Below are 24154 nucleotides of genomic sequence, written 5' to 3'. Positions count from 1 at the left end.
CGGCGGCAGGCCGGACGCAGGCTCCGGGCCCGGGCGGGCAGGGGCGTGCGTGCTACCATTGTTCGATCTTCAATCCCGTCCTTCGATGTTCCAGCAATGAATTCCGAGACCCCTGCGGCCGGGCCGCAACAGGCACAGCCGCCCGCGACGTTGACGATTGCTTCGCGCGAAAGCCGCCTGGCGATGTGGCAAGCCGAACATGTGCGTGATGCGCTGCGCAAATTATATCCAGCTTGTGACGTGAAAATCCTCGGGATGACGACACGCGGCGACCAGATTCTCGATCGCACGCTGTCGAAGGTCGGCGGCAAGGGACTGTTCGTGAAGGAACTGGAGGCCGCGCTGGCCGACGGCCGCGCCGATCTCGCCGTGCATTCGCTGAAGGACGTGCCGATGGCGCTGCCCGACGGCTTCTCGCTCGCCGCGATCATGCAGCGCGAGGACCCGCGCGATGCATTCGTGTCGAACGACTACGCGTCGCTTGACGCGCTGCCGGCCGGCGCCGTGGTGGGCACGTCGAGCCTGCGCCGCGAGGCGATGCTGCGCTCGCGCTACCCGCACCTGGAAGTGCGGCCGCTGCGCGGCAACCTCGACACGCGGCTGTCGAAACTCGATCGCGGCGACTACGCGGCGATCATCCTCGCAGCCGCCGGCCTGAAACGCCTCGGCCTCGACGCGCGGATCCGCGCGCTGCTCGACGTCGAGGCGAGCCCGCCCGCCGCGGGCCAGGGCGCGCTCGGCATCGAGATCGCATCGCAGCGCAGCGACGTCGCGGCGTGGCTCGCGCCGCTGCACGACCCGCAGACCGCGCTCGCGGTCGAGGCCGAGCGGATGGTGTCGCGCGCGCTCGGCGGCAGCTGCGAGGTGCCGCTCGCCGCGCACGCGGTGTGGCGCGCGGGCGAACTGTACCTGACAGGCCGCGTGTCGACGACCGACGGCAAACGCGTGCTGACGGCGGAGGCGTGCGGGGCCGTCATGACCGTCGCCGATGCGCTCGCGCTCGGCCGCGCCGTGTCCGACGAACTCGAGGCGCAAGGCGCGCTCGACATCGTCCAGGCGCTGCTCGCGGGCTCGCCGCCCGCCGGCAAGGGCGACGCCTGATGGCGGGCGGCGCGCGCGCGTTCACCGCTGTCCTGACGCGCCCGGACGGCCAGTCCGGCGCGCTGGCGTCGCAGCTGGCCGAGGCCGGCTGCGACGTGCTCGAATTCCCGTTGATCGACATCGCGCCGCTCGACGATCCGGCGCCGCTCGACGCAGCGTTCGCGGCGCTCGCCGACTACGCGCTGGTGATTTTCGTGTCGCCGAACGCGATCGACCGCGCGCTCGCGCAGTACGGCGCGATCTGGCCGAACGCGCTGCCGGTCGGCGTGGTCGGGCCCGGCAGTGTCGCGGCGCTCGAGCGTCACGGCATCGCGGCGCCCGCGTATCGCGTGATCGCGCCGCAGGCGCCGGCCGACGGAGGCGTACCCCATTACGATTCGGAAAGCCTGTTCGCGTGCATCGAGGCCGCATTCGGCGGTACGCAGGCGCTGGCGGGCAAGCGCGTGCTGATCGTGCGCGGCGACGGCGGGCGCGAATGGCTCGCCGACCGGCTGCGCGAGGCCGGCGCGGATGTCACGCTCGTCGCCGCGTATCGGCGCGTCGTGCCCGATCCGCGCGTCGGCGCGTGGGAGCGCGTGCATGCGCTGCTCGACGGCGAGCCGCATGCGTGGCTCGTCACGAGCTCGGAAGGCGTGCGCAACCTGCACGAACTCGCGCGGGCGCATCTGAACGATGCCGAGATCGACGCGCTGAAGCACGCGCCGCTCGTGACGCCGCATCCGCGGATCGAGCAGACCGCGCGCGCATTGGGTTTTGATAGGATTACGCTGACCGGCGCGGGCGATGAGCGCATCGTCCGCGCGTTTCGAACGATGGCCGACCAGGCCGTCCAACCGGCGACAGCCGCACCGGTGACTAAACGCATGACAGATACCAACGATTCCAACAGCGTCGCTTCCCAGCCGGCCGCTGCATCCGCACCGCCGTCCCGTCCCGCCTACATGGCGTCCGAACCGCCCGCGCGCCGCGGCGGCAGCGCGGTGCTGTGGTTCGTCGTCGTCGTGCTCGGCTGCGCGGCGGGCGTCGGCGGCTACGCGCTGAACCGCAAGATCGACCGGCTCGACGGCACGTTCGTCGCGCGCCAGAAGGCGCTCGATGCGCAGACGGCCGAGACGCGCCTGAAGACCGAGCAGGCGCTCGCGAGCACGCACCAGGTCGACACGCAGCTCGCGCAGCTCGACGGCAAGCTCGCCGACGCGCAGAGCGCGCAGCAGGCGCTGCAGCAGCAATACCAGGACCTGTCGCGCAACCGCGATGCCTGGATGCTCGAGGAAGTCGACCAGATGCTGTCGAGCGCGAGCCAGCAGCTTCAACTGACCGGCAACACGCAGCTCGCGCTGATCGCGCTGCAGAACGCCGACGCGCGCCTCGCGACGTCGCAGAGCGCGCAGGCCGTCACGGTGCGCAAGGCGCTCGCGCTGGACATCGAGAAGCTGAAGGCCGCACCGGCGGCCGACCTCACCGGCCTTGCGATCAAGCTCGACGACGCGATCGCGAAGATCGACGCGCTGCCGCTGTCCGGCGAGGCGATCGTCCCGCACGAGGCGCCGAAGGCCGCGCCGGCCGATGCCGCGTCGTCGGCCGTGGCCGGCGAGCCGCGCTGGAAGGTGTGGTGGCACGACTTTTCGGCCGGCCTCGGCCAGCAGTTGAAGGGGCTCGTGCAGGTGCGCCGGATCGACAACGCGGACGCCATGCTCGCATCGCCCGACCAGGGCTACTTCGTGCGCGAGAACGTGAAGCTGCGCCTGCTGACCGCGCGCCTGTCGCTGCTCGCGCGCAACGACAGCGCGATGAAGGCCGACCTGCACGCCGCGCAGGCGTCGCTCGGGAAGTATTTCGACCAGGCATCGAAGGACACGCAGACCGTCGAGGATCTGCTCAAGCAGGTTGACGGCGCCTCGCTGACGGTTGCGGTGCCGAACCTGAACACCAGCCTGAACGCCGTTCAGCAGTTCAAGAGCCGGGGGTAACGATGACGCTTCGAGGAATCGTCTGGCTCGCAGTCCTGTTCGCGATCGCCGCTGCGCTCGCCACCGTCGGCCGTTTCGACGCGGGGCAGGTACTGCTCGTCTATCCGCCGTACCGGATCGACGTGTCGCTGAATCTGTTCGTGATCGCCATCGTCGTGCTGTTCATCGTCGTGTATGCGCTGCTGCGCATCGTGCGCAACATCTGGCGCATGCCGCAGCGGGTCGCCGCGTATCGGGCGCGTTCGCGCAACGAGAAGGCGCAGGCATCGCTGCGCGACGCGATCGCGAACCTGTACGCGGGCCGCTTCTCGCGGGCGGAGAAGGCTGCACGCGAAGCGCTGTCGGTCGATGCGAACCAGGGCGCGGCGAGTCTCGTCGCGGCCACGGCCGCGCACCGGATGCACGAGTACACGCGCCGTGACGACTGGCTGTCGAAGGTCGACGCGCCGGAATGGCAGGACGCACGGCTGCTCGCCGCGGCCGACATGCGAGCGGATGCGCGCGATGCCGACGGCGCGCTTGCCGCGCTGGCCGACCTGCAGGCGGGCGGCAAGCGCATCCATGCGCAGCAGGTCGCGCTGCGGGCGCAGCAGCAGCTGAAGAACTGGGCCGAGGTGCTGAAGCTTGCGAAGGCGCTCGAGAAGCGCGAGGCGCTGCATCCGGCCGCGGCCGTACGGTTGCGCCAGCAGGCTGCGGAAAACCTGCTGCGCGAACGCCGGCACGACCCGGACGCGCTGCTCGAGGTGTGGCAGTCGCTGTCGCCGGTCGAGCGCCAGTCGCCGCGTCTCGCCGATCTCGCGGCCGATCTGCTCGTCTCGCTCGAGCGCCGCAACGAAGCGCGCCGCATCGTCGAGGACGCGCTCGCGCACAACTGGGACGCCCGCCTGCTGCGCCGTTACCCGGACACGGCCGGCGCCGATGCGCTGCCGCTGATCCAGAAAGCGGAAGGGTGGAAGAAGGATCACCCGGAAGACGCCGACCTGCTGTTCGCACTCGGCCGCCTGTGCCAGCAGCAGCAACTGTGGGGCAAGGCGCAGTCGTTCCTGGAATCGGCACTGAAGCTGGCCGACAACGAGGCGCTGAAGGTGCGTGCGCATCGGGCGCTCGCACGCCTGTTCGAGCATCTCGGCGAAACCGACAAGGCTGCGAAGCATTACCGCGAAAGCGCGCTCGCGATTACGGTGGTCTGACGCCGGTCACTCGGGTTGCCTGCTGCAGGCGGCTCGCGCAACTTGCGCAAAAAAGCCCCAAAGGTTGTCCGGCCTTCGGGGCTTTTTTTCGTCCGGAGCGGAGCTGGACGACACGTCACGTGCCGAGCTTGCGCAGCAGGTCGTCCTCGTTCGCGACGAACCACACCGCTTGCCCGCGATTGGATTCGCGCACGAGCGCGCGAAGCGCTTCGCTGCGCGCAAGCCAGCGCTCGATGTCACCGACCACGCCGAGCCTGACGCCGTAGTTGACGAGCTTCTGCAGGACGGCGCCCGCCAGCCCGCTGTCGAGCCGGTAGAAGTCGTCGTGCAGCGCGTTCGCGGGGACCGCGACCCAGTCGGCTTCGTGCTCGTGCGCGAGCGTGACGAGGTCGAGCGCATCGCTTTCGCGTTGGACTGGCCCGGCGGCAGGATCGCGGACCAGCACACGGCGGCCGGCTGCCTGGAGGATTCGATGGGGCATGCGGGTTGGCTCCGTCGTCCTGATCGTGTCGCGCTCCGCATCACTTGTCGACCAGCCGCTTCGGTACCGACAGCGCCAGCAACCCGCCGAGCACGAGGAACCCGGCAAGCATATACATGCCCGAATCGTTGGCGCCCGTTGCCTGCTTGAGCCAGCCCATCATGTACGGGCTGAGGAAGCCGGCGAGGTTGCCGATCGAGTTGATCATCGCGATGCCGGCCGCGGCCGCGGTGCCGCCGAGGAACGCGGTCGGCAGGCTCCAGAACAGCGGCAGCGTCGTCAGGATGCCGATCGTCGCGAGCGTGAGGCCGAGCATCGCGAGCGCGGTCTGGTGCGCCCAGATTACCGACAGCACGAGCCCGAGCGCGCCGATCGCGGCCGGAATCGCGACGTGCCAGCGGCGTTCGCGGTGCCGGTCCGCGCTGCGTGCGATCAGGATCATCGCGACCACGGCGGCCGCATACGGAATCGCCGACAGCAGGCCGATCATGAACGTGTCGGTCACGCCGGTGGCCTTGATGATCGTCGGCAGCCAGAAGCCGACGCCGTAGAGCCCCATCACGAACGAGAAGTAGATCAGCGCCATCAGCCACACGCGCGGGCTCGACAGCACGGCGCCGAGCGGCAGGTCTTCCTTGGTGGCTTCTTCGGCATCGACGTTGCGCGCGAGCAGCGCCTTTTCGTCGTCGGTCAGCCAGTTTGCCTTCTCGATCCGCTCGTCCAGCTTGAGGAACACGACGACGCCAACCAGCACCGATGGAATACCCTCGAGCAGGAACAGCCATTGCCAGCCGTGCCACCCGCTCATGCCGTCGAATGCCTTCAGGATGAAGCCCGAGAGCGGCCCGCCGATCACGCCGGACAGCGCGACAGCCGTCATGAAGAACGTCGTCATGCGGCCGCGTCGGTGCGCCGGATACCAGTAGGTGAGGTAGAGGATCACGCCGGGGAAGAAGCCCGCTTCGGCGACGCCGAGCAGGAAACGCATCACGTAGAACATCGTGGGCGTCGTGACGAACATCGTCAGGATCGAGATCACGCCCCACGTCGCCATGATGCGTGCGATCCACACGCGCGCGCCGACCTTGTGCAGGATGATGTTGCTCGGCACTTCGAAGAGGAAATAGCCGAAGAAGAAGATCCCGGCGCCGAGCCCGTAGACGGTATCGCTGAGGTTCAGGTCGCTCGCCATCTGCAGCTTCGCGAATCCGACGTTTACGCGGTCGAGATACGCGACCACGTAGCACAGCAGCAGAAGCGGCGTGAGTCGCCACGACACCTTGCGGTAGGTTGCTTCCTCGAATGCGCCGGACGAGCCCGGCAGCGACTGCGTCGATGTTGCCATGTTGTCTCCTGTCCTTTTTGTTTGTCATGGGCCGGGGCGGGCGCGGGGCGCCGGACCCGGTTTCGTGCGATACCTGCGTGAACATTGTGCCGGCCGGACAGCCGGGATACGGCTAGATGCAGCGCCCGCCGTCGACTTCGAGGCAGACGCCCGTGATGAACTCGGCCTCGTCGGATGCGAGGTAAAGCGCCGCGTTCGCGATGTCCTGCGGCGTCGAGAAGCGGCCGAGCGGGATCGTCGCGAGGAAACGGCTGCGGTTATCGGGGGTATCCTCGCAGCCCATGAATTCCGTCATCAACCCCGTTTCGCCGAGCACGGGGTTGATGCAGTTCACGCGGATGCGATCTGCGCCGAGTTCGGCCGCGAGCGACTTGCTTGCGGTGATCATCGCGCCCTTCGTGCTGTTGTACCAGACGAGGCCCGGCCGCGGCCGCACGCCGGCCGTCGACGCGACGTTCACGAACACGCCGCCGCCTTGTTCGCGGAAGTACGGAACGAAGGTCTGCACGCACCAGAACAGGCTCTTCATGTTGACCGCGTACACGCGGTCGAATTCGGCTTCCGTCACGTCGAGCACCGGCTTGTTGCGGTGCGTGGTGCCCGCGTTGTTCACGACGATCTGCACCGCGTGGAAATCGTCGAGCGTGGCCTGCAGCAGCGCGTGCCAGTCGTCCCGCTTCGACACGTCGCCGGCCACCGCGATGGCCTTGCCGCCCGCGAGCGCGATCTCGCTCGCGACGCGCTCGGCCGCCGCGCCGTTCAGGTCGTTGACGACGACGTTCGCGCCTTCGCGCGCATACGTCTTCGCGATGCCTTCGCCGAACCCCGAGCCTCCGCCCGTGACGATTGCCGTCTTGCCGCTCAACCGCATGGTGTGTCTCCTGTGCTGGATATGAGTGCCGTCGTGTTTCGGCGCGCGGCCGGGCGCTGCCGGCCATGTGCCGCGTGCCGCTTGCTACGCAATCAGCCGTGGCGGATCGCGATCGTCTTCAGCACGGTGAAGCCGTACAGTGCCTCGAAGCCTTTCTCGCGGCCATGCCCCGAGTGGCCGACGCCGCCGAACGGCAGCTCGACGCCGCCGCCCGCGCCATAGTTGTTGATGAACACCTGGCCTGCCCGCAGGCGCCGCGCGACACGCATCTGGCGTGCACCGTCGCGCGTCCAGATGCCCGCGACGAGGCCGTATGGCGTGCCGTTCGCCAGCGCGACGGCTTCGTCTTCGTCGACGAAACGCATCGCGGCGAGCACGGGGCCGAACACTTCCTCCTGCGCGAGCCGGTGCGACGGCGGCACGTCGCGCAACAGCGCGGGCGCCTGGTAGAAGCCGCTTTCGGGCGCGTCGGCGACGACCTGCCCGTGCGCGGCCATCGGAATGCCGTCGTGCTGCGCGTCGGACAGGAAATCCCACACGCGCTGCTGCTGCTTCGCGTTGATCAGGGGGCCGCAATCGAGGTCGGCTCGGCTCGGGCCGACGCGCAGCCCGTTGAACGCGGTGGCGAGCCGCTCGACGAGCGGCTCGTACACCGCGCGCTCGATCAGCACGCGGCTGCCGGCCGAGCAGGTTTGCCCGCCGTTCTGCACGATCGCGGACACGAGCACGGGCAGCGCCGCTTCGAGATCGGCATCGGCGAACACGATCTGCGGCGACTTGCCGCCGAGTTCGAGCGTGACGGGTACGTGGTTCTCGGCCGCCATCTGCGTCACCAGCTTGCCGGTGGCCGGCGAGCCCGTGAACGAGATGTGGTCGATGCCGGGATGGCGTGCGAGCGCGGCACCCGCTTCATGGCCGTAGCCGGTGACGATGTTGAGCGCACCGGCCGGCAACCCGGCCTCGGCGGCCAGCTCGGCGACGCGCAGCAACGACAGGCACGCATCCTCGGCCGGCTTGACGACGCAGGCGTTGCCGGCCGCGAGCGCGGCGCCGACGCTGCGCCCGAAGATCTGCATCGGGTAGTTCCACGGCACGATGTGGCCCGTGACGCCGTGCGGCTCGCGCACCGTCAGCACCGTGTAGCCGGCTTGATAGGGGAGGGTTTCGCCGTGCAGTTTGTCGGCGGCGCCTGCGTAGAACTCGAAGTAGCGCGCGAGCGCGGCTGCGTCGGCACGTGCCTGCTTCAGCGGCTTGCCGGTGTCGCGCGCCTCGATCGCGGCGAGTTCCTCGATCGCGGCGGCGACACGCGCTGACAGCCGCATCAGCACGCGGCCGCGCTCGGCGGCGCTGGCGGCGCCCCACGGGCCTGCGAATGCGTCGCGGGCCGCGGCGACCGCGCGCTCGATGTCGGGCGCCGTGCCGCGGGCGATCGACGCGAATGGCTGGCCGTCGGATGGGTCGACGACCGCGATGGTTTCCAGTTGCGTGGGCAACGTCCATTCGCCCGCGATGAAGTGCTTCGCCTCTTCCATGCCAGCTCCTGTCGACCCGAGTTAGCGCTTCAGCGCTTACTCGGGTCCCATGCTTTGCGGTCGACCCGGGTTAGCGCTTCACCACCTGCTCGGGTCCCATGCTTTGCGGTAGATCCGAATTAGCGCCTTTGCGCTTACTCGAGCCCCATGCTTCGCCATCGACCGGCGACACCACTTCAACGCCCGCATCGATTCCACATAACGCGGCCGGCGGTCCGACGGCCGGGCATCCGGAACGATTATCGGCCGATCGTCATCCGGACGCCACCGGTCGATTGGCTATAATGGCGCATTGCCTTGCGGGGCGCCTGCGGCGGTGCATCGGCCGCGGCGCCCTGTCCCGAATTCCCATCGACCTACAGAGAGTGCTCATGAGCTTCAATCATGTTCCGGCCGGCAAGGACCTGCCGCAAGATTTCAACGTGATCATCGAGATTCCCGCGCAAAGCGATCCGGTGAAGTACGAGGCGGACAAGGAACTGGGCCTCCTCGTCGTCGACCGCTTCATCGGCACGGGCATGCGCTACCCGGTGAACTACGGCTACATCCCGCAGACGCTGTCGGGCGACGGCGATCCGGTCGACGTGCTGGTGATCACGCCGTTCCCGCTGCTGGCGGGCTCGATCGTGCGTTCGCGCGTGCTCGGCATGCTGCAGATGACCGACGAGTCGGGCGTCGACGCGAAGCTGGTCGCCGTGCCGCACGACAAGGTCTGCCCGATGACGGCCAACCTGAAGTCGATCGACGACGTGCCCGAGTACCTGAAGGATCAGATCAAGCACTTCTTCGAGCAATACAAGGCGCTCGAGAAGGGCAAGTGGGTGAAGGTCGAAGGCTGGGCCGGCATCGAAGCCGCGCACAAGGAAATCGCCGACGGCGCAGCGAACTACAAGAAGTAAGCGGCATACCGGCCGACGGCCGGTTCGTGCGAAACGCAAACCGCGCGTGTCTCCTCAGGAGGCCGCGCGGTTTTGTTTTGTGCGTGCGGTCTGCTTGCGTGCGGAAGGGGATGCGGGCGGGGCGGCGGTGGCCAACGCGACCTTCGCGCCAGTCGTGCGAGTCGTGCCCGTCGTGCGTTTGGCGCGTCGAGCGGCAACGGAGAGCACGGCGGCTTCGGCGGTTTTCGCGGCTGACGTGGGGCGGCGAGTCGGCGCGGGGGCCGTAGTGTCGCGTCCGTTCGTGACGGGCTTGCCGCTGGCTGATGGCGCTTTTCCTTTCGACGACGGAGACGCGCCCTGTCGGTTCTTTTGCGACGGCGTACCGCGCGATGCGGTCTTTTTTGCGACCGCATCGCCGTCGCGTTTCGCGACCGGCGCAGCTTTTGCCGCCTTCGGTGCCTGGGCGGCTTGTCGCGGCTTCGCGGTTTTCGCAGACTTGTCGGCTTTCCCGGCTTTCCCGGCTTTCCCGGCTTTTGCCGTCTTCGCGCCAGGCTGCTCAATTTCAGCTGTCTGCGTCGCGCTATCGACGTCCTCCTCCTTCTTCACCTTCTTCCGCCCGCGCGTACCCGCCTTCAATCCTGCAACCTCACCGCTCCCGTCGACTGCCACCCCCGTCGGCAGCACCGATTCCAGCGTCCGCAGCCCTGCCGCAAGCTCACGCTTCTGCGTGGGTGTAAGCCGCTTCACCCAGTATTCAGCGCGCGACGCGCTCGACCGGTCGGGCATCGGAAACGAGGCGAGCACCGCACGCGGCTTGCGCGAGCGCGTGTAGCGCGCGCCCTTGCCGGAAGCGTGTTCGTCGAAGCGCGCGGCAACGTCGGTCGTGATGCCGGTGTAGACGCTGTCGTCGGCGCATTCGATCAGATACAGAAACCAGGACATGGCAAGGCGGCGGGATGCGAAGCCGCCAGTGTCTCAGAAAAAGTGCCCGTCAACGCCACCGATCGCCGTGCCCGTCGCGGAAGCGGCTCGGTGCCGCGCCGAGTTCGCGCGTGAAGAAGCGCGTGAACGCGCTCGTCGAACGGAAGCCGACCCGTACGCCGATCTCGCCGATCGGCAGTTGCGTGTTCAACAGCAGGTCGCGCGCTTCGCCGAGCCGCGCCTGCGCGACGAGCGCATGAAACCCGACCGCTTCGCGATGCAGGCGCCGGCGCAGTGTCCAGCGCGACATCGCGAAGCGCGTGCAGACGTGCTCCATCAGCGTGTCGGATGGCACGTCGGCGTCGTCGGACGTGCGCAGCCAGTCACGCACGCATTGCTCGACCGACGAACCGAACGTCGAGCGGGCGCGCACGCGTTCGCGTGCGACGTCGGCTGCGTGGCGCTGGATGGCCGCGAGCGGCGCGTTGTAGCGCTCGAACGGCGTGTCGAAGCGCGCGGAGCGCAGCACGACGCGGTTGTGCGCGGCATCGAACGACACGGCCGCGCCGAGGAGGTCGCGCAACGCGGCAGTCGGCGCGAACGCGCGGCCCGCGAATGCGGCTTCGTCGACCTGCACGTGCGGATCGTACAGGCGCGCGAGCGCGGCGAGGATCGCAAAATTCGCGAACGCGCTGCTGGCGGGCCGGCCGTCACCCTCGTTCACGTACTCGAGCGCGATCGCGCCGCCGGTTTCATGCGCGAACACCCAGTCGACGTTGCCGATCAGTTCGCGGTAGCGCAGGTAGCCGTGCAGCGCGTCGCGCAGCGTCGCGGCGTTGCAGATGATGCCCGCGAGCTCGGGGAACGGCGCGAGCCACGGCACGACCTGCGGCGGCGGTCGATGCCAGGACAACGGCCATTCGCTCATCAGCCGCATCGCGGCGACGTGCCGATCGCCGGGGATGCGCCGCGCGTCGTCGGCGAGATCGGCCGCGCCGATGCCGAGCGTCGCATACAGCGGCGCGACGTCGAAGCCGTCGCGGCGCATGTCGTCGAGCGCCTGTCGGTACACCCGGACGGATACCGATTTCTGTCGTAACTCCATGTCTCTCTCCATGACCTTCGGGTTTGTCCCCGCTGCGAGAGGTCAAGTGCTGCTCCTGCCGGTCAAGCGTGGTGACCGGTCGATTCTTAGACTCGGACGCTGGAGTGTGGCGACAAGTACAACAGATCGATTCAGGAGGATCAATGAAAACTTCGCTGTTCCGGTGTTCGACGATTGCGTCCGCGTGTGCGCTCACGGTGCTGCTCGCGTCGTGCGGCGGCGACGACATCCACGCAGGCCCGGCCGCGCCGGCCGACCCCGATGCCGCGGCCGACCAGCGCGCGGCCGCGCTCGTCGCGCAACTGACGACCGACGAGAAGCTGCAGCTCGTGCACGGCACGGGAATGCCCGCGCTCGACCTGGGCGGCCCGTTTCCGGCCGACGCGCTGAACGGCGCGAGCTACATCCCGGGCGTGCCGCGGCTCGGCATTCCGGGCGTCAGCAGCGCCGATTCGGCAGGCGGCGTGAACGTGAAGAACGCGCGCGTGACCGCGCTGCCCGCGCCGGTCGCGCTTGCGGCGACATGGGATCCGGCGCTCGCCGGTACCTACGGCACGCGCATCGCGCTCGAATTGCGCGCGCTCGGCTTCGCGGAAGGGCTCGGCGGCGGCGTGAACCTTGCGCGTGAGCCGCGCAACGGACGCACGTTCGAATACATGGGCGAGGATCCGGTGCTCGCGGGCACGCTTGGCGCCGCGCGCACGCAGGCGACACAGGCGCAGAAGGTGATCGCGACGATCAAGCATTTCGCGTTCAACGACCAGGAAACCAACCGGATGACGATCGATTCGGTCGTCGACGAGCGAACCATGCGCGAGGCCGAGCTGCTCGCGTTCGAGATTGCCGTGAAGGACGGCCAGCCGGGCAACGTGATGTGCTCGTACAACAAGCTGAACGGCGTGTATGCGTGCGAGAACCCGTATCTGCTGACGACGGTGCTGAAGAACGAATGGGGCTTCAAGGGTGTCGTGCAGTCGGACTGGGGCGCGACGCATTCGACGGTCGCGGCCGTGCAGGCGGGGCTCGACGAGGAGGAACCGGGCGCGGCGGACGATAACAACGCGCCGCTCGGCTCGTTCTTCAACACGAAGCTGCGCGCGGCGCTGCAGGCCGGCAGCGTGTCTGCGTCGCGGCTGAACGACATGGTGCAGCGCAAGCTGCGCACGCTGATCCGCGTCGGCGTGATGGACGCACCGCCGAAGCCGGGCGGCGCGATCGACGAAGCGGCCGGCAACGCCGATGCGCTCGCGATCGCACGGCAATCCGCGGTGCTGCTGAAGAACGCGGCCGCGCCCGGCGATGCGCAGCCCGTGCTGCCGCTGGCGGCCGGCGCGCTCAAGTCGGTGGTCGTGATCGGCGGGCATGCGGACGCGGGCGTGCTGTCGGGCGGCGGCTCGGGCGCGGTGCCGGCGATCGACGGCAACGCGGTGACGACCTGTCAGCAACCGGCCGGTACGCTGTTCGGCGGCTGCGCGACCTGGTACAAGTCCGCGCCGCTCGCGGCGATCCGCGCGAAGGCGCCGAACGCATCGGTCAGCTATCTCGACGGGACCGACGCGAATGCCGCGGCGAGCGCGGCCGCGCAGGCCGATGTCGCGATCGTGTTCGCAATGCAGTGGCAGACGGAAGGGCTCGACCTCGCGAGCCTGTCGCTGCCGGACGCGAAGGCCGACTCGTACAACCAGCAGTACGACCAGAACGCGCTGATCGCCGCGGTCGCGGCGAAGGCGAAGCGCGTGATCGTCGTGCTCGAGAACGGCAGTCCCGTGCTGATGCCGTGGCTCGCGAACGTGCATGGCGTGCTCGAAGCGTGGTATCCGGGCGCACAGGGCGGCCAGGCGATCGCCGACCTGCTGTTCGGCGATGCGAACCCGTCGGGCCGGCTGCCGCTGACGTTCCCGAAGCAGGAGGCCGACCTGCCGCAGCCGGCGATCGATCCGGCGAGCCAGCAATCGGTCTATGCGGAAGGCCTCGCATACGGTTATCGCTGGTTCGACACGAAGGGAATCGAGCCGCTGTTCCCGTTCGGCTACGGGCTGTCGTACACGACGTACACGCTTTCCGGGATGACCGCGGCGGCCGATGCATCGGGCAACGTGACGGTCGGCGTGACCGTGACGAACACGGGCGCGCGGGCCGGCGTGCAGACGGTGCAGGTCTATGCGGCGCTGCCCGCGTCGCTCGGCGAGCCGCCGAAGCGGCTCGTCGGCTGGACCAAGGTCACGCTGCAGCCTGGCGAGGCGCGCACGGTCGGCATTGCGATTCCGTCGCAGCGTTTCGCGACCTGGGACGTGACCACGCATGCATGGCGGGTCAGTGCGGGCAGCTATACGCTCACGGCCGCCGCGTCGTCGCGCGATCCGCAGGCGCTGTCGCAGGCGGTGTCGCTCGCGGCACGCTGACCGGCCGCGTCATGCATCGGGCGGGCCCGGGGCGGCGCCCCGGCCGGCCACGCGCCGGATGCTTCCGATGCGGGCCGGCGCGCGAGCCGTCTCGCGTTACCCGGTGCCGCGCCGGAACGGATCGTGTTCGCGCAGTTCGTCGACGTACGCGTGAATATGCTCGGTCTCGCGTTCGAGAAAGCGCGCGACCGCGTCCGAGAAGGCCGGGTGCGCGAGCCAGTGCGCGGAGTGCGTGACGGTCGGCAGGAAGCCGCGCGCGAGCTTGTGCTCGCCCTGCGCGCCGCCTTCGAACGTATCGAGCCCGGCCTCGATGCAGAATTCGAGCAACTGGTAGTAGGCCGTTTCGAAATGCAGGCACGGCACATGTTCGACCGCGCCCCAGTAGCGGCCGTACAGTGTGCCGCCGCCGTTTTCGCCGCGCCGGTAGACGGCGAGCGCACTCGCGATCGGCTGGCCGCCGGCTTCCGCGATCACGAGCAGCAGGTTCTCGGGCATCGTCGCGCCGATCGTGCGGAAGAAGTCGAGGTTCAGGTACGGGCTCGAATAGTGTTCGCGATAGGTCTGCCGGTAGCAGCGCGAGAAGAACCGCCAGTCGGCGTCGGTGATCCGGTCGCCGGTGAGCCGCCTGAACGTCACGCCCGCATCGTGCACCTTGCGCCGCTCCGCGCGGATGTTCTTGCGCTTCTTCTGCTCGAGCGTGCCGAGGAAATCGTCGAAGTGGCGGTAGCCGTCGTTGATCCAGTGGAACTGCACGCCTTCGCGCAGCATCATCCCCATCGATTCGAGGAGCGCCGCTTCGTCGCCGGTCGGGAACAGCACGTGCAGCGACGACACGTCGCTCTGCTCGGCGAACGCGAGCAGCGTGGCCGCGAGCCGGCGGCGCGCGTCGTCGTCGGCCGCGAGCAGGCGCGTGCCCTGCACGGGCGTGAACGGCACCGCGCACAGCAGCTTCGGGTAGTAGGGCAGGTCGTTGCGCTGGTACGCGTCGGCCCAGGCCCAGTCGAACACGTATTCGCCGTACGAATGCTGTTTCGCGTAGACGGGCGCGGCGGCCGCGAGGCGGCCGGTGCGCGGGTCGGTCAGCGTGACGAAGTGGGGTGACCAGCCGGTATCGTCGACCGCGCAGCGCGCGACGTGCAGCGCGTCGAGGAATTCGTGGCGCAGGAAGGGCGTCGGCTGCGCGTCGCGGGCAAGCAGCGCGTTCCATTCCTCGGCCGGCACCTCCGCGGGGGACGACAGGATGCCCGTGCGATAATCGATGCGTTCGTGTTTCAAGCGTGAATCCGTACCATTCTGTGTCGCCGGATGCGCGGGCCTGCGCGGCCCGCACCGGGACGTTTTCGTCAGCCGTTCAGGGCGCGCCGCCGGGCTGCGCCGATCCCGCCATGAAGACCCGACTCGCTCTCGCCCAGATCAACGTCACCGTCGGCGACTTCGCCGGCAACGTCGCGCGGATCGTCGCGGCCGCACGCGCCGCGCACAACGATGGTGCGCAGCTGATGGTCGCGCCGGAACTCGCACTGTCCGGCTATCCGCCGGAAGACCTGCTGCTGCGGCCCGCGTTCTATGCGGCGGCCGCGGCTGCGCTCGACGCGCTCGCCGACGCCCTGAAGGCGTTCGACGGGCTCGCGGTGCTGGTCGGCCATCCGCTGCGCGGCGCGGGCGAAGGCATGCACGCGTCAGCCGTCGATGGTAATGCAAACCGCCCGATCGAGCGCGGCGTGCCGCCCACCGATACCTACAACGCGGCATCGCTGATCGTCGGCGGCGAGATCGTCGGCACCTACCGCAAGCAGGATCTGCCGAACGCCGAGGTATTCGACGAGAAACGCTACTTCGCGACGGACGCCGAGCCGCTCGTGTTCGAGCTGAACGGCGTGAAATTCGGCGTGATCATCTGCGAGGACGCGTGGCACGCATCGGCCGCGCAGATCGCGAAGGCGGCCGGCGCGCAGGTGCTGCTGATCCCGAACGGCTCGCCGTACCACATGAACAAGGAAGCGGTGCGTTTCGACATCCTGCGCGCGCGGATTCGCGAAACCGGGCTGCCGATGGTGTACGTGAACCTCGTCGGCGGGCAGGACGAGCTCGTGTTCGACGGCGGCTCGTTCGTGCTCGACGCGCAGGGCGCGCTGGTCGCGAAGATGCCGCAGTTCGACGAAGGGCACGCGATCGTCGAATTCGACGGCGCGCGGCCGCTGCCGGGCGCGATCGCGCCCGAACTGTCGACGGAGGCGCAGGTGTACCGCGCGCTCGTGACGGGCGTGCGCGACTACATCGGCAAGAACGGGTTTCCGGGCGCGTTGATCGGGCTGTCGGGCGGTGTCGATTCGGCGCTGGTGCTGGCCGTTGCATGCGATGCGCTCGGGCCCGAGCGCGTGCGCGCGGTGATGATGCCGTCGCGCTTCACGGCCGACATCTCGACCACCGACGCGGCGGAAATGGCGCGGCGCGTCGGCGTGCGCTACGACGAGATCGCGATCGCGCCGATGTTCGATGCGTTCCGCGCATCGCTCGCGGGCGAGTTCGCGGGCCGCGCGGAAGACGCGACGGAAGAAAACATCCAGGCGCGCATTCGCGGCACGCTGCTGATGGCGCTGTCGAACAAGTTCGGCTCGATCGTGCTGACGACCGGCAACAAGAGCGAGATGGCGGTCGGCTACTGCACGCTGTACGGCGACATGGCCGGCGGGTTCGCGGTGATCAAGGACATCGCGAAGACGCTCGTGTACCGGCTCTGCCGCTATCGCAACGAAGCGGCCGATTACCTGCTGCGCGACGTGATCCCCGAGCGGATCCTCACGCGCGCGCCGTCGGCCGAGTTGCGCGAGAACCAGACCGACCAGGACAGCCTGCCGCCGTACGACGTGCTCGACGCGATCATGCGGATGTACATGGAAGAGGACCGGCCGCTCGCCGAGATCGTCGCGGCGGGTTATGCCCAGGCCGACGTCGAGCGCGTGACGCGGCTCATCAAGATCAACGAATACAAGCGCCGCCAGGCGCCGATCGGCATTCGTGTCACGCATCGCGCATTCGGGCGCGACTGGCGCTACCCGATCACGTCACGCTTTACCGAACGGCTCGATTGAGCCGTGTCGCGCCGTGCGCGGCTCGCCGGCTTACAATCGGGATCGCGATTTTTCATCCAAACGAGCATTGAGGGACAACCATCATGAAACGCATCACCGCCATCATCAAGCCGTTCAAGCTGGACGAAGTCCGCGAAGCGCTCGCCGAAGTGGGTCTCACGGGCCTGACCGTGACGGAAGTGAAGGGCTTCGGCCGCCAGAAGGGCCATACCGAGCTGTATCGCGGCGCCGAATACGTCGTCGACTTCCTGCCGAAGATGAAGATCGAGGTGGTCGTCGCGGAAGCGCAGGTCGACCAGGTGATCGATGCTGTGATCGGCGCGGCGCGCACCGGCAAGATCGGCGACGGCAAGATCTTCGTGTCGGACGTCGAGCGCGTGATCCGCATCCGCACCGGCGAGGAGAACGAAGCGGCCGTCTGAGCGCCGCATTCGTCAGTGGGCCGCACGAAACCGGCCCGCCAATAAAAAACGGTGCGATACCCGGTTGGGTACCGCACCGATACGCGCCTCTCGCAGCAGCGTGGAAAACGTCGTCGAATCGATTCTTTGAGTACGGCGCCTGATCAGAACAGGTGCTGGATACCGGCGTAGACGCCGGTCTGGCTGCCGCCCGGATTCGGGTTGCCCGTCGACACGGCCGTACCGGCGCCGTTCGCGTTCAGGCCGAAGTTGGCGTTCTTGCTGTTGCGCACCGTCGCGACCTGCAGGTCGAACAGCGTACGCTTCGAGATGTTGTACGAGCCGCCGACCGTGTAGATGTTCGCGTTGCCGCCGCCGTGGTTCGCGTTCACGTGATACGCGGCCGCGATCAGCGCCGCTGCCGGCGTCGCCTGCCACGTCACGCCGCCCCAAACCTGCTGCGTGCCGGTGATGCCGGCATTGACTGCCGGGCCGCCGCTGCCGTCCGCGCGCGAGGCCTGGTAGGCCGCTTGCACCTTGAACTGGCCGAGGAACACATTCACGCCCGCGAAGTATTCGCGCGAGTAGTTGAACACGTCCGAGAAGCGGCCGTTGCTGTCGCGCGTTTCGTCATAGATGCCGCGCAACTGGAACAGCGAATTCGTATAGGTGACCTGTGCGCCGGCTGCACGGCCCGCTGCGCCGGCCGTCGTGTTGCCGTTGAAGCTGGTCGAGTTCGAGAACGAGAACTGGCCGTAGAAGTCGAGGCCGTAGAACTGCGGCGACTGGTACGACACGTTGTTGCTGGTCTTGTTCCAGTTGCGGCCGCGCACCAGCGATGCCGTCGACCAGGCCGACTGGCCGAACGGGTCGAAGTCCCACACGCCGTTGGCGATCGCGAGTTCGCGACCCAACAGCAGCGTACCGTAGCGGTCGTTGGAGATACCGACCGTTGCATAACGATCCCAGATCGAGCCGCTGAAGCCGCCTGTCATCGTGTTGAACGCGCCTTCGAGGTGGAACAGGATCTTGTTGCCGCCGCCGATGTCCTCGGTGCCCTTCAAGCCCCAGAGGCTCGTGCCCCAGTCGCCGCTTTCCGCGCGCACTTGGTGGCCGTTTTGCAGGCCGTTCATGTACTCGATGCCGGCATCCAGGCGGCCATACAGCGTGACGCTGCTCTGCGCGTGCGCCGTCACCACCCCAGCAGCCATCAGCGCGGCCGCGACCAAAGCTTTCTTCATCATCTCCTCCATACCCTGTCAAAAAGTCAACCCAGACTGCACGAGATGCCCGGAGCGCGAGCGCCGGGCAAAAGCGGGATAACCAGGGAGACCTCGTGCAGGGCCGGTAAGCGCAGCACGCGGGCAAGCGGACGGAAAACCGTTGATTGGTCCCGCGCAGCCGGGTCGGCCTGCGGGGTCTCCTTGTAGTGTCGTGAAGCTAAACTACATTTCACGAACTTCGTTTTGCTACTTTGGTTACTAATTTAGCAAAAATACAATTTTGTGGCGATGGAAATCGTTGTTTGACTAACACCTGTCGTCAAATTGCCATGCAACACGGTGCGCAACCGGTGCGCCAAGGGTTTGCAATTAACGGAAAACCCTTGTCCCGCAAGGCAGACACGAATTTCACAAACAGGGGTCAAGGATTGCCACTATTGACGTTGCGAGGGCGCAAGCGTAAGCGCCCGACATGAGAAATTGGTAAGTATTTCGTAATGAACGGGCGGCTGCCGGACGCCGCCGGCCGGTGCTTGTCGTGCCCGCTCGATCACGCGCAACGCGATGCACCGGCGTGCATCGGTCAGGCAGGCTCCGGCCTTGCGTCGAGCAACTGCGCGCGAATCCAGCGATGTGCATCGGTGCGCGCATGTTTCGCGTGCGAGTAGACCTTCACGGTGTAGCGCGGGATCTCGAACGGCGCGGGAAAGATGCGGATCGGCGCCGCGTGTCGCAGCGCCTGCGCGGCGCGGTGCGGCACGGTCATCAGCAGCGCGGATTCCGCGATCACGAACGGCGCGGCCAGCACGGTCGGCAACTGCACGGCGACCTGGCGCGCGAGGCCGAGCCGGTCGAGCACATGGTCGACGACGCCGCGCGACTCGTTCCACGGCGTGACGACCACGTGGCGTGCCGCCAGGTACTGGTCGAGCGTCAGCCGCCGGCGGATGTCCGGATGCGTGGCGCTCGCGATCACGACGTAGTCGTCGGAGAACCAGTCGAAGTCCTCGATGCCGGGTGCGTCGGCCGCCGATTCCTCGTGGTAGCCGAGCGCGAAATCGATGCGGCCGGCGGCGAGCTCGTCGACGGAGATCTTCCGGTCGGAATGGATGACGCGGATCCGCAATCGTGGTGCCACATGCTGGATGCGGGCGAGGAACGCCGGCAGCACGGCGAATGCCGTGTAGTCGGTCGCCGCGAACACGAACGTGCGGTCGCTGTGCGCGGGATCGAAGCGGCGCGCGCGGGCGAGCCCCTTCGACATCGCGTCGAGTGCGTCGCCGGCCCAGGTCGCGATGTCGTCGGCGCGCACGGTAGGCTGCATCTCGTTGCCGAGGCGCACGAACAGCGCGTCGCCGATCGCGTCGCGCAGCCGTGCAAGCGCGTGGCTCAGCGCGGACGGGCTCAACGCGAGCTCGTGTGCGGCCGCGGCGACGGAGCGGTGACGGTACAGCGCATCGAACACGAGCAGCAGGTTCAGGTCGAGGCGGCGCAGATCGGGATGCATCATGTTCAGGTCTGGATGAAGAAACTGCACTTCCTGCAGGCGCAGCGTGAACGTAGCATGACGACCTGATTGGCGCCAGCGCGGCTGCGCGGCGCCGTGTTCCGTTTCAAGTCAGGGCCGGAGGAGGGCTCAACCCGTGCAAATCGACATCCGTTCCGCCACCGTCGCCGACGTGCCGCAGATCCTGCGTTTCATCACTGAACTGGCCATCTACGAGAAGGCGGAACACGAAGTGATCGCGACGCCCGCGTCGCTCGAGCGCAGCCTGCTCGGCGAGGGATCGCCGGCGCGCGCGCTGATGTGCGAGGTCGACGGCGAGCCGGCCGGCTTTGCCGTGTATTTCTTCTCGTATTCGACGTGGCTTGCCCGGCAGGGGTTGTATCTCGAGGATCTGTACGTGTCGCCGCGTTTTCGTGGTGCGGGCGCCGGGCTGCGGCTCCTGAAGGCGCTCGCGCGGATCGCGGTCGAGTCGGGCTGCGGGCGTTTCGAGTGGAGCGTGCTCGACTGGAACGAGCCGGCGATCCGCTTCTACGAGAGCGTCGGCGCGGCGCCGCAGAGCGAATGGGTGCGCTACCGGCTCGCGGGCGACGAACTGCGCGCGTTCGCCGACAGCGCGCCGGTGACCGCGTAAACGCAAAACGGGCGCCGCGCGGCGAACCGCGGGCGCCCGCTCGTGCGGCGTGCGTTACTTGAGGCTGCCCGACAGGAACCCGCGCAGGCGTTCGCTCTTCGGGTTGGCGAACACCTCGGACGGCACGCCTTCTTCCTCGACGCGGCCCTGGTGCAGGAACATCACGTGGTTCGACACGTTGCGTGCGAAGCCCATCTCGTGCGTGACGACGATCATCGTGCGGCCTTCCTCGGCGAGCTTCTGCATCACCTTCAGCACTTCGCCTACCAGTTCGGGGTCGAGCGCCGACGTCGGCTCGTCGAACAGCATCACGTCCGGGTGCATCGCGAGCGCACGCGCGATCGCGACGCGCTGCTGCTGGCCGCCCGACAGGTGCGACGGATACTGCTTCTCGACGCGCGGCGCGAGGCCGACTTTCTCGAGATACGCGCGGGCGCGCTCCTCGGCTTCCTTCTTCGGAATGCCGAGCACGTTGACGGGCGCTTCCATCACGTTCTCGATCACGTTCATGTGCGACCAGAGATTGAAGTGCTGGAACACCATCGACAGCTTGGTGCGCACGCGCTGCAGCTGCTTCGGATCGGCCGCGCGCAGCGCGCCGGCCTTGTCGAGGGCGGTGCGTACTTCCTCGCCGTCGACGAAGATGCGGCCGGCGTTCGGCTGTTCGAGGAAGTTGATGCAGCGGAGCATCGTGCTCTTGCCGGAGCCGGACGAGCCGATCACGCTGATCACGTCGCCCGAGTTCGCCTTCAGCGACACGCCCTTGAGCACCTCGTTGTCGCCGTACCGCTTGTGCAGATCGTCGACGAAAAGCTTCTGAGTCTGGGAATTCATCAATAGTCCTGCGAAAACTTACTTGCCTTGCGGGCGCAGATACGCGAGCCAGCGGCGCTCGGCCTGGCGGAACAGCCACACGAGCGTGAACGAGATCACGAGATAGAGCAGGGCGGCGATGCCGAACGCATGGAACGACATGTAGGTCGCCGAGTTGACGTCGCGGGCGATCTTCAGGATGTCCGGCACGGTCGCGGTGAAGGCGACCGTGGTCGCGTGCAGCATCAGGATCACTTCGTTGCTGTACAGCGGCAGCGCGCGGCGCAGCGCCGACGGCAGGATCACGCGGCGATACATCGTGAACGTCGACATCCCGTACGCACGCGCGGCTTCGATCTCGCCGTACGACGTCGCCTTGATCGCGCCCGCGAAGATCTCGGTGGTGTACGCGCAGGTGTTCAGCGTGAACGCGAGCAGCGTGCAGTGCATCCCGTCGCGGAAGAACGCGTCGAGCATCGGCGTGCCGCGCACGGCCTGCAGGCTGTAGAGGCCCGTGTAGCAGAGCAGCAGCTGCACGTAGAGCGGCGTGCCGCGGAACACGTACGTGTAGAGCCACACGGCGCTCGACAGCCACTTCTTCTTCGACACGCGCGCGACCGCGAGCGGTATCGACAGGCAGAAGCCGAGGCCGATCGACACGACCAGCAGCCACAGCGTGATCGCGACACCGGTGATGCGATAGCCGTCGGTGTAGAGATAGTTGCGCCAGTATTCTTGGATGAGTTCGATCATAGGTCAGCCTTGCGGACGCCGGTCGAGTAGCGCTTTTCGAGCCACATCAGCACGAAGTTCGAGATCGTCGTGATCGCGAGGTAGACGGCGCCCGCGATCAGCGTGAAGAAGAAGAACCGCAGCGTGCCCTTGCCGGCATCCTGCGACGCCTTCACGACGTCGGCGAGACCGATGATCGACACGAGCGCGGTCGACTTCACGAGCACCTGCCAGTTGTTGCCGATGCCCGGCAGCGCGAAGCGCATCATCTGCGGGAACATGATCCGCGTGAACACCTGCCAGCTCGTCATCCCGTACGCGCTGCCGGCCTCGAGCTGGCCGCGCGGCACCGACAGGAACGCGCCGCGGAACGTCTCGGTGAAGTACGCGCCGTAGATGAAGCCGAGCACGAGCACGCCGGCGAGGAACGGGTCGATGTCGATCTGGTCCCAGCCGAGTGCGTCGGTCGCCATGTTCAGCCAGATCTGCAGGCTGTAGAACAGCAGCAGCATCAGCACGAGGTCGGGCACGCCGCGGATCAGCGTCGTGTAGACGGTGCCGACGCCGTTCGTGAACCGGTTGCGCGACAGCTTCGCGCCCGCGCCGAGCAGGCCCAGCAGGAACGACAGCGCAAGCGAAAGCACCGCCAGCTTGACGGTTTGCCAGGTGCCAGCGAGGATCAGCGGGCCGTAACCTTGTAGAAACATATGTGGTCCCTGGTGTGGTCCCTTAGGGCGCACGCGGTGCGCCGCGAAAGACGCGTCCGCCAAGCTGCGCGGAACGCCCCGTGCGTATCATGACCGTCCGCCCCGGCAACGGTGCCGGGCCTGTCCGTCGCGCGAGCGGCGGGCGAGGGGGCGGGCGGCGCGTGGTCGACTGCCTGTACTGCGCGGATGCGGGGCCGCCCCCGCATCCGTTGCCGCTTCTTTTCGTTGCTCAGCGGGCCGAAGCCGAATAGACGCTGAACGCGAAATACTTGTGCGACAGCCGGTCGTACGTGCCGTCCTTGTGCATGTCGGCCAGCGCCTTGTTGATCTTGAGCTTCAGGTCCGTATCTTCCTTGCGCAGGCCGATCGCGGTGCCGTCGCCGATCGTCTTCGGATCCTTCACTTCCGGCCCGGCGAACGCGAAGCCCTTGCCGCGCGGCGTGCGCAGGAAGCCGTAGTCGGCTTGCAGCTCGTCCTGCAGCGTCGCGTCGAGACGGCCCGAGCCGAGATCGGCATAGACCTGGTCCTGGTTCTGGTAAGGAATGATCGTCACGCCCTGCGGCTCCCAGTACGCCTTCGCATAGGTTTCCTGCGTCGAGCCCTGCTCGACGCCCACGCGCTTGCCCTTCAGCGATGCGATCGTCGGCAGCAGCGGCGAGCCGGTCTTCGCGATCATCCGCGCCGGCGCGTCGTATACCTTGTCGGAGAAGTCGATCTGTTCGCGGCGCTTGTCCGTGACGGTCAGCGACGACACGATGACGTCGTACTTCTTCGCCTTCAGCGCCGGGATGATCCCGTCGAGATCCTGCGCCACCCACACGCATTTCACGTTGATTCGCTTGCAGATTTCCTTGGTGAGATCGACGTCGAAGCCGACGATCTCGCCGCTCGGCGCGGTCGACTCGAACGGCGGGTAGCTGGCGTCGACGCCGATCCGCACGGTCTTCCACTCCTTCGCGAAGGCGCTGCCCGCCACGAGGGCGAGGGCGGCGCACAGGGCGGCCTTCTTCATTTCCATCCTTTTGTTGCTGACTTTCCGGGAGCGCTCGCGGCCGGTTGGACCGGGCGCCGCGGCGTATTCTAGACGGCCAAAAATCGCCGATCGGCGCTCTGGCAATGGCGGCCGCCGCAACGGCGAACGCCAAAAGGCCGGTATTTTACCCGAACGCGATACCCGGAAACCGGCAATCCGGGCGGACCGATCGATTCTTCGACACATTGATCCGGCTGTTGCGATAATCGTCGCATTCGC

General features: G+C 67.6%; 21 protein-coding genes. 8 read left to right on the top strand and 13 right to left on the bottom strand.

Annotation, left to right across the window (positions count from 1 at the left end; translation table 11 throughout):
- The first annotated feature begins 96 nt into the window (after nucleotides 1–96).
- From hemC to ACPTTC_RS14180, 3 genes are read left to right on the top strand one after another with little or no spacing between them, the layout of a single operon-like run.
- Nucleotides 97–1101: a hydroxymethylbilane synthase gene (gene hemC / locus ACPTTC_RS14190; protein ID WP_423392839.1), complete on the top strand. Its 1005-nt coding sequence runs from the start codon at nucleotides 97–99 to the stop codon at nucleotides 1099–1101.
- Entirely contained in the window at nucleotides 1101–3071 is a 1971-nt protein-coding gene (gene hemDX, locus ACPTTC_RS14185) for a fused uroporphyrinogen-III synthase HemD/membrane protein HemX (RefSeq protein ID WP_423392838.1), read from the top strand. The genes hemC and hemDX overlap by 1 nt, the downstream gene beginning before the upstream one ends.
- Before the next feature lie 2 nt (nucleotides 3072–3073).
- On the top strand, nucleotides 3074–4261 hold the full coding sequence (locus ACPTTC_RS14180; protein WP_175971280.1) for a heme biosynthesis protein HemY: 1188 nt from the start codon (nucleotides 3074–3076) through the stop codon (nucleotides 4259–4261).
- A gap of 115 nt (nucleotides 4262–4376) precedes the next feature.
- Here ACPTTC_RS14180 and ACPTTC_RS14175 read toward each other — a convergent pair whose 3' ends face one another.
- The 4 genes from ACPTTC_RS14175 to ACPTTC_RS14160 form a co-directional block, all read right to left on the bottom strand.
- A complete protein-coding gene (locus tag ACPTTC_RS14175) occupies nucleotides 4377–4742 on the bottom strand; it encodes a DUF4180 domain-containing protein (RefSeq protein WP_423392837.1) in 366 nt (121 codons plus the stop codon).
- Between the two features lie 40 nt (nucleotides 4743–4782).
- Entirely contained in the window at nucleotides 4783–6087 is a 1305-nt protein-coding gene (locus ACPTTC_RS14170) for an MFS transporter (protein WP_423392836.1), read from the bottom strand.
- A 112-nt stretch (nucleotides 6088–6199) separates the two neighbouring features.
- Nucleotides 6200–6958 carry an SDR family oxidoreductase gene (locus ACPTTC_RS14165; RefSeq protein WP_423392835.1) on the bottom strand — a complete coding sequence of 253 codons (759 nt, stop codon included), beginning with the start codon at nucleotides 6956–6958 and terminating at the stop codon, nucleotides 6200–6202.
- 92 nt (nucleotides 6959–7050) lie between these two features.
- Nucleotides 7051–8490, bottom strand: coding sequence for an aldehyde dehydrogenase family protein (locus tag ACPTTC_RS14160; protein WP_226198766.1), 1440 nt, complete (start codon nucleotides 8488–8490; stop codon nucleotides 7051–7053).
- Nucleotides 8491–8861: 371 nt separating this feature from the next.
- On the opposite strand from ACPTTC_RS14160, the gene ppa reads away from it, so the two are divergent.
- The gene (gene ppa, locus ACPTTC_RS14155; RefSeq protein ID WP_027786751.1) at nucleotides 8862–9389 is read left to right on the top strand and encodes an inorganic diphosphatase; all 528 of its coding nucleotides are present in this window, start codon (nucleotides 8862–8864) and stop codon (nucleotides 9387–9389) included.
- Nucleotides 9390–9443: 54 nt separating this feature from the next.
- Here the strand turns inward: ppa and ACPTTC_RS14150 are convergent, their stop codons facing one another.
- Both ACPTTC_RS14150 and ACPTTC_RS14145 read right to left on the bottom strand, forming a co-directional pair.
- Nucleotides 9444–10310: a GIY-YIG nuclease family protein gene (locus ACPTTC_RS14150; protein WP_423392834.1), complete on the bottom strand. Its 867-nt coding sequence runs from the start codon at nucleotides 10308–10310 to the stop codon at nucleotides 9444–9446.
- 49 nt (nucleotides 10311–10359) lie between these two features.
- Nucleotides 10360–11394, bottom strand: a complete 1035-nt coding sequence (locus tag ACPTTC_RS14145) for a helix-turn-helix domain-containing protein (protein ID WP_423392833.1) — start codon at nucleotides 11392–11394, stop codon at nucleotides 10360–10362.
- Nucleotides 11395–11537: 143 nt separating this feature from the next.
- Between ACPTTC_RS14145 and ACPTTC_RS14140 the strand changes: the two genes are divergently transcribed.
- Complete coding sequence (locus ACPTTC_RS14140) at nucleotides 11538–13796, top strand: glycoside hydrolase family 3 C-terminal domain-containing protein (protein WP_423392832.1); 2259 nt, start codon at nucleotides 11538–11540, stop codon at nucleotides 13794–13796.
- Between the two features lie 96 nt (nucleotides 13797–13892).
- Here ACPTTC_RS14140 and ACPTTC_RS14135 read toward each other — a convergent pair whose 3' ends face one another.
- Entirely contained in the window at nucleotides 13893–15071 is a 1179-nt protein-coding gene (locus ACPTTC_RS14135; RefSeq protein WP_423392831.1) for a GNAT family N-acetyltransferase, read from the bottom strand.
- A 110-nt stretch (nucleotides 15072–15181) separates the two neighbouring features.
- On the opposite strand from ACPTTC_RS14135, the gene ACPTTC_RS14130 reads away from it, so the two are divergent.
- Entirely contained in the window at nucleotides 15182–16888 is a 1707-nt protein-coding gene (locus ACPTTC_RS14130; protein WP_423392830.1) for an NAD+ synthase, read from the top strand.
- 83 nt (nucleotides 16889–16971) lie between these two features.
- The gene (locus tag ACPTTC_RS14125) at nucleotides 16972–17310 is read left to right on the top strand and encodes a P-II family nitrogen regulator (protein ID WP_006398637.1); all 339 of its coding nucleotides are present in this window, start codon (nucleotides 16972–16974) and stop codon (nucleotides 17308–17310) included.
- A gap of 143 nt (nucleotides 17311–17453) precedes the next feature.
- Here ACPTTC_RS14125 and ACPTTC_RS14120 read toward each other — a convergent pair whose 3' ends face one another.
- Nucleotides 17454–18533, bottom strand: coding sequence for a porin (locus ACPTTC_RS14120; RefSeq protein ID WP_423392829.1), 1080 nt, complete (start codon nucleotides 18531–18533; stop codon nucleotides 17454–17456).
- 562 nt (nucleotides 18534–19095) lie between these two features.
- The gene (locus ACPTTC_RS14115; RefSeq protein ID WP_226198773.1) at nucleotides 19096–20022 is read right to left on the bottom strand and encodes a LysR family transcriptional regulator; all 927 of its coding nucleotides are present in this window, start codon (nucleotides 20020–20022) and stop codon (nucleotides 19096–19098) included.
- A gap of 133 nt (nucleotides 20023–20155) precedes the next feature.
- Here ACPTTC_RS14115 and ACPTTC_RS14110 point away from each other — a divergent pair, with 133 nt between their 5' ends.
- Nucleotides 20156–20650: a GNAT family N-acetyltransferase gene (locus ACPTTC_RS14110; protein WP_423392828.1), complete on the top strand. Its 495-nt coding sequence runs from the start codon at nucleotides 20156–20158 to the stop codon at nucleotides 20648–20650.
- A 54-nt stretch (nucleotides 20651–20704) separates the two neighbouring features.
- Here the strand turns inward: ACPTTC_RS14110 and ACPTTC_RS14105 are convergent, their stop codons facing one another.
- The 4 genes from ACPTTC_RS14105 to ACPTTC_RS14090 all read right to left on the bottom strand — a co-directional run bounded on the left by ACPTTC_RS14105 (nucleotide 20705) and on the right by ACPTTC_RS14090 (nucleotide 23914).
- Nucleotides 20705–21484, bottom strand: coding sequence for an ABC transporter ATP-binding protein (locus tag ACPTTC_RS14105; RefSeq protein ID WP_226198775.1), 780 nt, complete (start codon nucleotides 21482–21484; stop codon nucleotides 20705–20707).
- An 18-nt stretch (nucleotides 21485–21502) separates the two neighbouring features.
- Nucleotides 21503–22216 carry an ABC transporter permease gene (locus tag ACPTTC_RS14100; protein ID WP_059233487.1) on the bottom strand — a complete coding sequence of 238 codons (714 nt, stop codon included), beginning with the start codon at nucleotides 22214–22216 and terminating at the stop codon, nucleotides 21503–21505.
- Nucleotides 22213–22902 carry an ABC transporter permease gene (locus ACPTTC_RS14095; RefSeq protein WP_027786761.1) on the bottom strand — a complete coding sequence of 230 codons (690 nt, stop codon included), beginning with the start codon at nucleotides 22900–22902 and terminating at the stop codon, nucleotides 22213–22215. Before ACPTTC_RS14095 ends, ACPTTC_RS14100 begins: the two co-directional genes overlap by 4 nt.
- 229 nt (nucleotides 22903–23131) lie before the next feature.
- Complete coding sequence (locus ACPTTC_RS14090; RefSeq protein ID WP_175951039.1) at nucleotides 23132–23914, bottom strand: ABC transporter substrate-binding protein; 783 nt, start codon at nucleotides 23912–23914, stop codon at nucleotides 23132–23134.
- Nucleotides 23915–24154: the final 240 nt, after the last annotated feature.

Origin of the sequence: Burkholderia mycopellens (genome assembly GCF_964265025.1) — a bacterium.
Lineage (GTDB): Bacteria > Pseudomonadota > Gammaproteobacteria > Burkholderiales > Burkholderiaceae > Burkholderia.
Note: the sequence above shows the minus strand (reverse complement) of the source record. Positions and strands in the feature narration are given on the sequence as shown.

Excerpts from the sequence above, each read along its gene's own strand:
- ACPTTC_RS14115 (WP_226198773.1), bottom strand. The coding sequence starts at position 20,022 with ATGATGCATCCCGATCTGCGCCGCCTCGACCTGAACCTGCTGCTCGTG.
- ACPTTC_RS14095 (WP_027786761.1), bottom strand. The coding sequence starts at position 22,902 with ATGTTTCTACAAGGTTACGGCCCGCTGATCCTCGCTGGCACCTGGCAA.
- ACPTTC_RS14125 (WP_006398637.1), top strand. The coding sequence starts at position 16,972 with ATGAAACGCATCACCGCCATCATCAAGCCGTTCAAGCTGGACGAAGTC.
- ACPTTC_RS14180 (WP_175971280.1), top strand. The coding sequence starts at position 3,074 with ATGACGCTTCGAGGAATCGTCTGGCTCGCAGTCCTGTTCGCGATCGCC.
- hemDX (WP_423392838.1), top strand. The coding sequence starts at position 1,101 with ATGGCGGGCGGCGCGCGCGCGTTCACCGCTGTCCTGACGCGCCCGGAC.
- ACPTTC_RS14130 (WP_423392830.1), top strand. The coding sequence starts at position 15,182 with ATGAAGACCCGACTCGCTCTCGCCCAGATCAACGTCACCGTCGGCGAC.
- ACPTTC_RS14175 (WP_423392837.1), bottom strand. The coding sequence starts at position 4,742 with ATGCCCCATCGAATCCTCCAGGCAGCCGGCCGCCGTGTGCTGGTCCGC.
- ppa (WP_027786751.1), top strand. The coding sequence starts at position 8,862 with ATGAGCTTCAATCATGTTCCGGCCGGCAAGGACCTGCCGCAAGATTTC.
- ACPTTC_RS14170 (WP_423392836.1), bottom strand. The coding sequence starts at position 6,087 with ATGGCAACATCGACGCAGTCGCTGCCGGGCTCGTCCGGCGCATTCGAG.
- ACPTTC_RS14150 (WP_423392834.1), bottom strand. The coding sequence starts at position 10,310 with ATGTCCTGGTTTCTGTATCTGATCGAATGCGCCGACGACAGCGTCTAC.
- hemC (WP_423392839.1), top strand. The coding sequence starts at position 97 with ATGAATTCCGAGACCCCTGCGGCCGGGCCGCAACAGGCACAGCCGCCC.
- ACPTTC_RS14090 (WP_175951039.1), bottom strand. The coding sequence starts at position 23,914 with ATGAAGAAGGCCGCCCTGTGCGCCGCCCTCGCCCTCGTGGCGGGCAGC.
- ACPTTC_RS14100 (WP_059233487.1), bottom strand. The coding sequence starts at position 22,216 with ATGATCGAACTCATCCAAGAATACTGGCGCAACTATCTCTACACCGAC.
- ACPTTC_RS14145 (WP_423392833.1), bottom strand. The coding sequence starts at position 11,394 with ATGGAGTTACGACAGAAATCGGTATCCGTCCGGGTGTACCGACAGGCG.
- ACPTTC_RS14160 (WP_226198766.1), bottom strand. The coding sequence starts at position 8,490 with ATGGAAGAGGCGAAGCACTTCATCGCGGGCGAATGGACGTTGCCCACG.
- ACPTTC_RS14120 (WP_423392829.1), bottom strand. The coding sequence starts at position 18,533 with ATGATGAAGAAAGCTTTGGTCGCGGCCGCGCTGATGGCTGCTGGGGTG.
- ACPTTC_RS14165 (WP_423392835.1), bottom strand. The coding sequence starts at position 6,958 with ATGCGGTTGAGCGGCAAGACGGCAATCGTCACGGGCGGAGGCTCGGGG.
- ACPTTC_RS14140 (WP_423392832.1), top strand. The coding sequence starts at position 11,538 with ATGAAAACTTCGCTGTTCCGGTGTTCGACGATTGCGTCCGCGTGTGCG.
- ACPTTC_RS14105 (WP_226198775.1), bottom strand. The coding sequence starts at position 21,484 with ATGAATTCCCAGACTCAGAAGCTTTTCGTCGACGATCTGCACAAGCGG.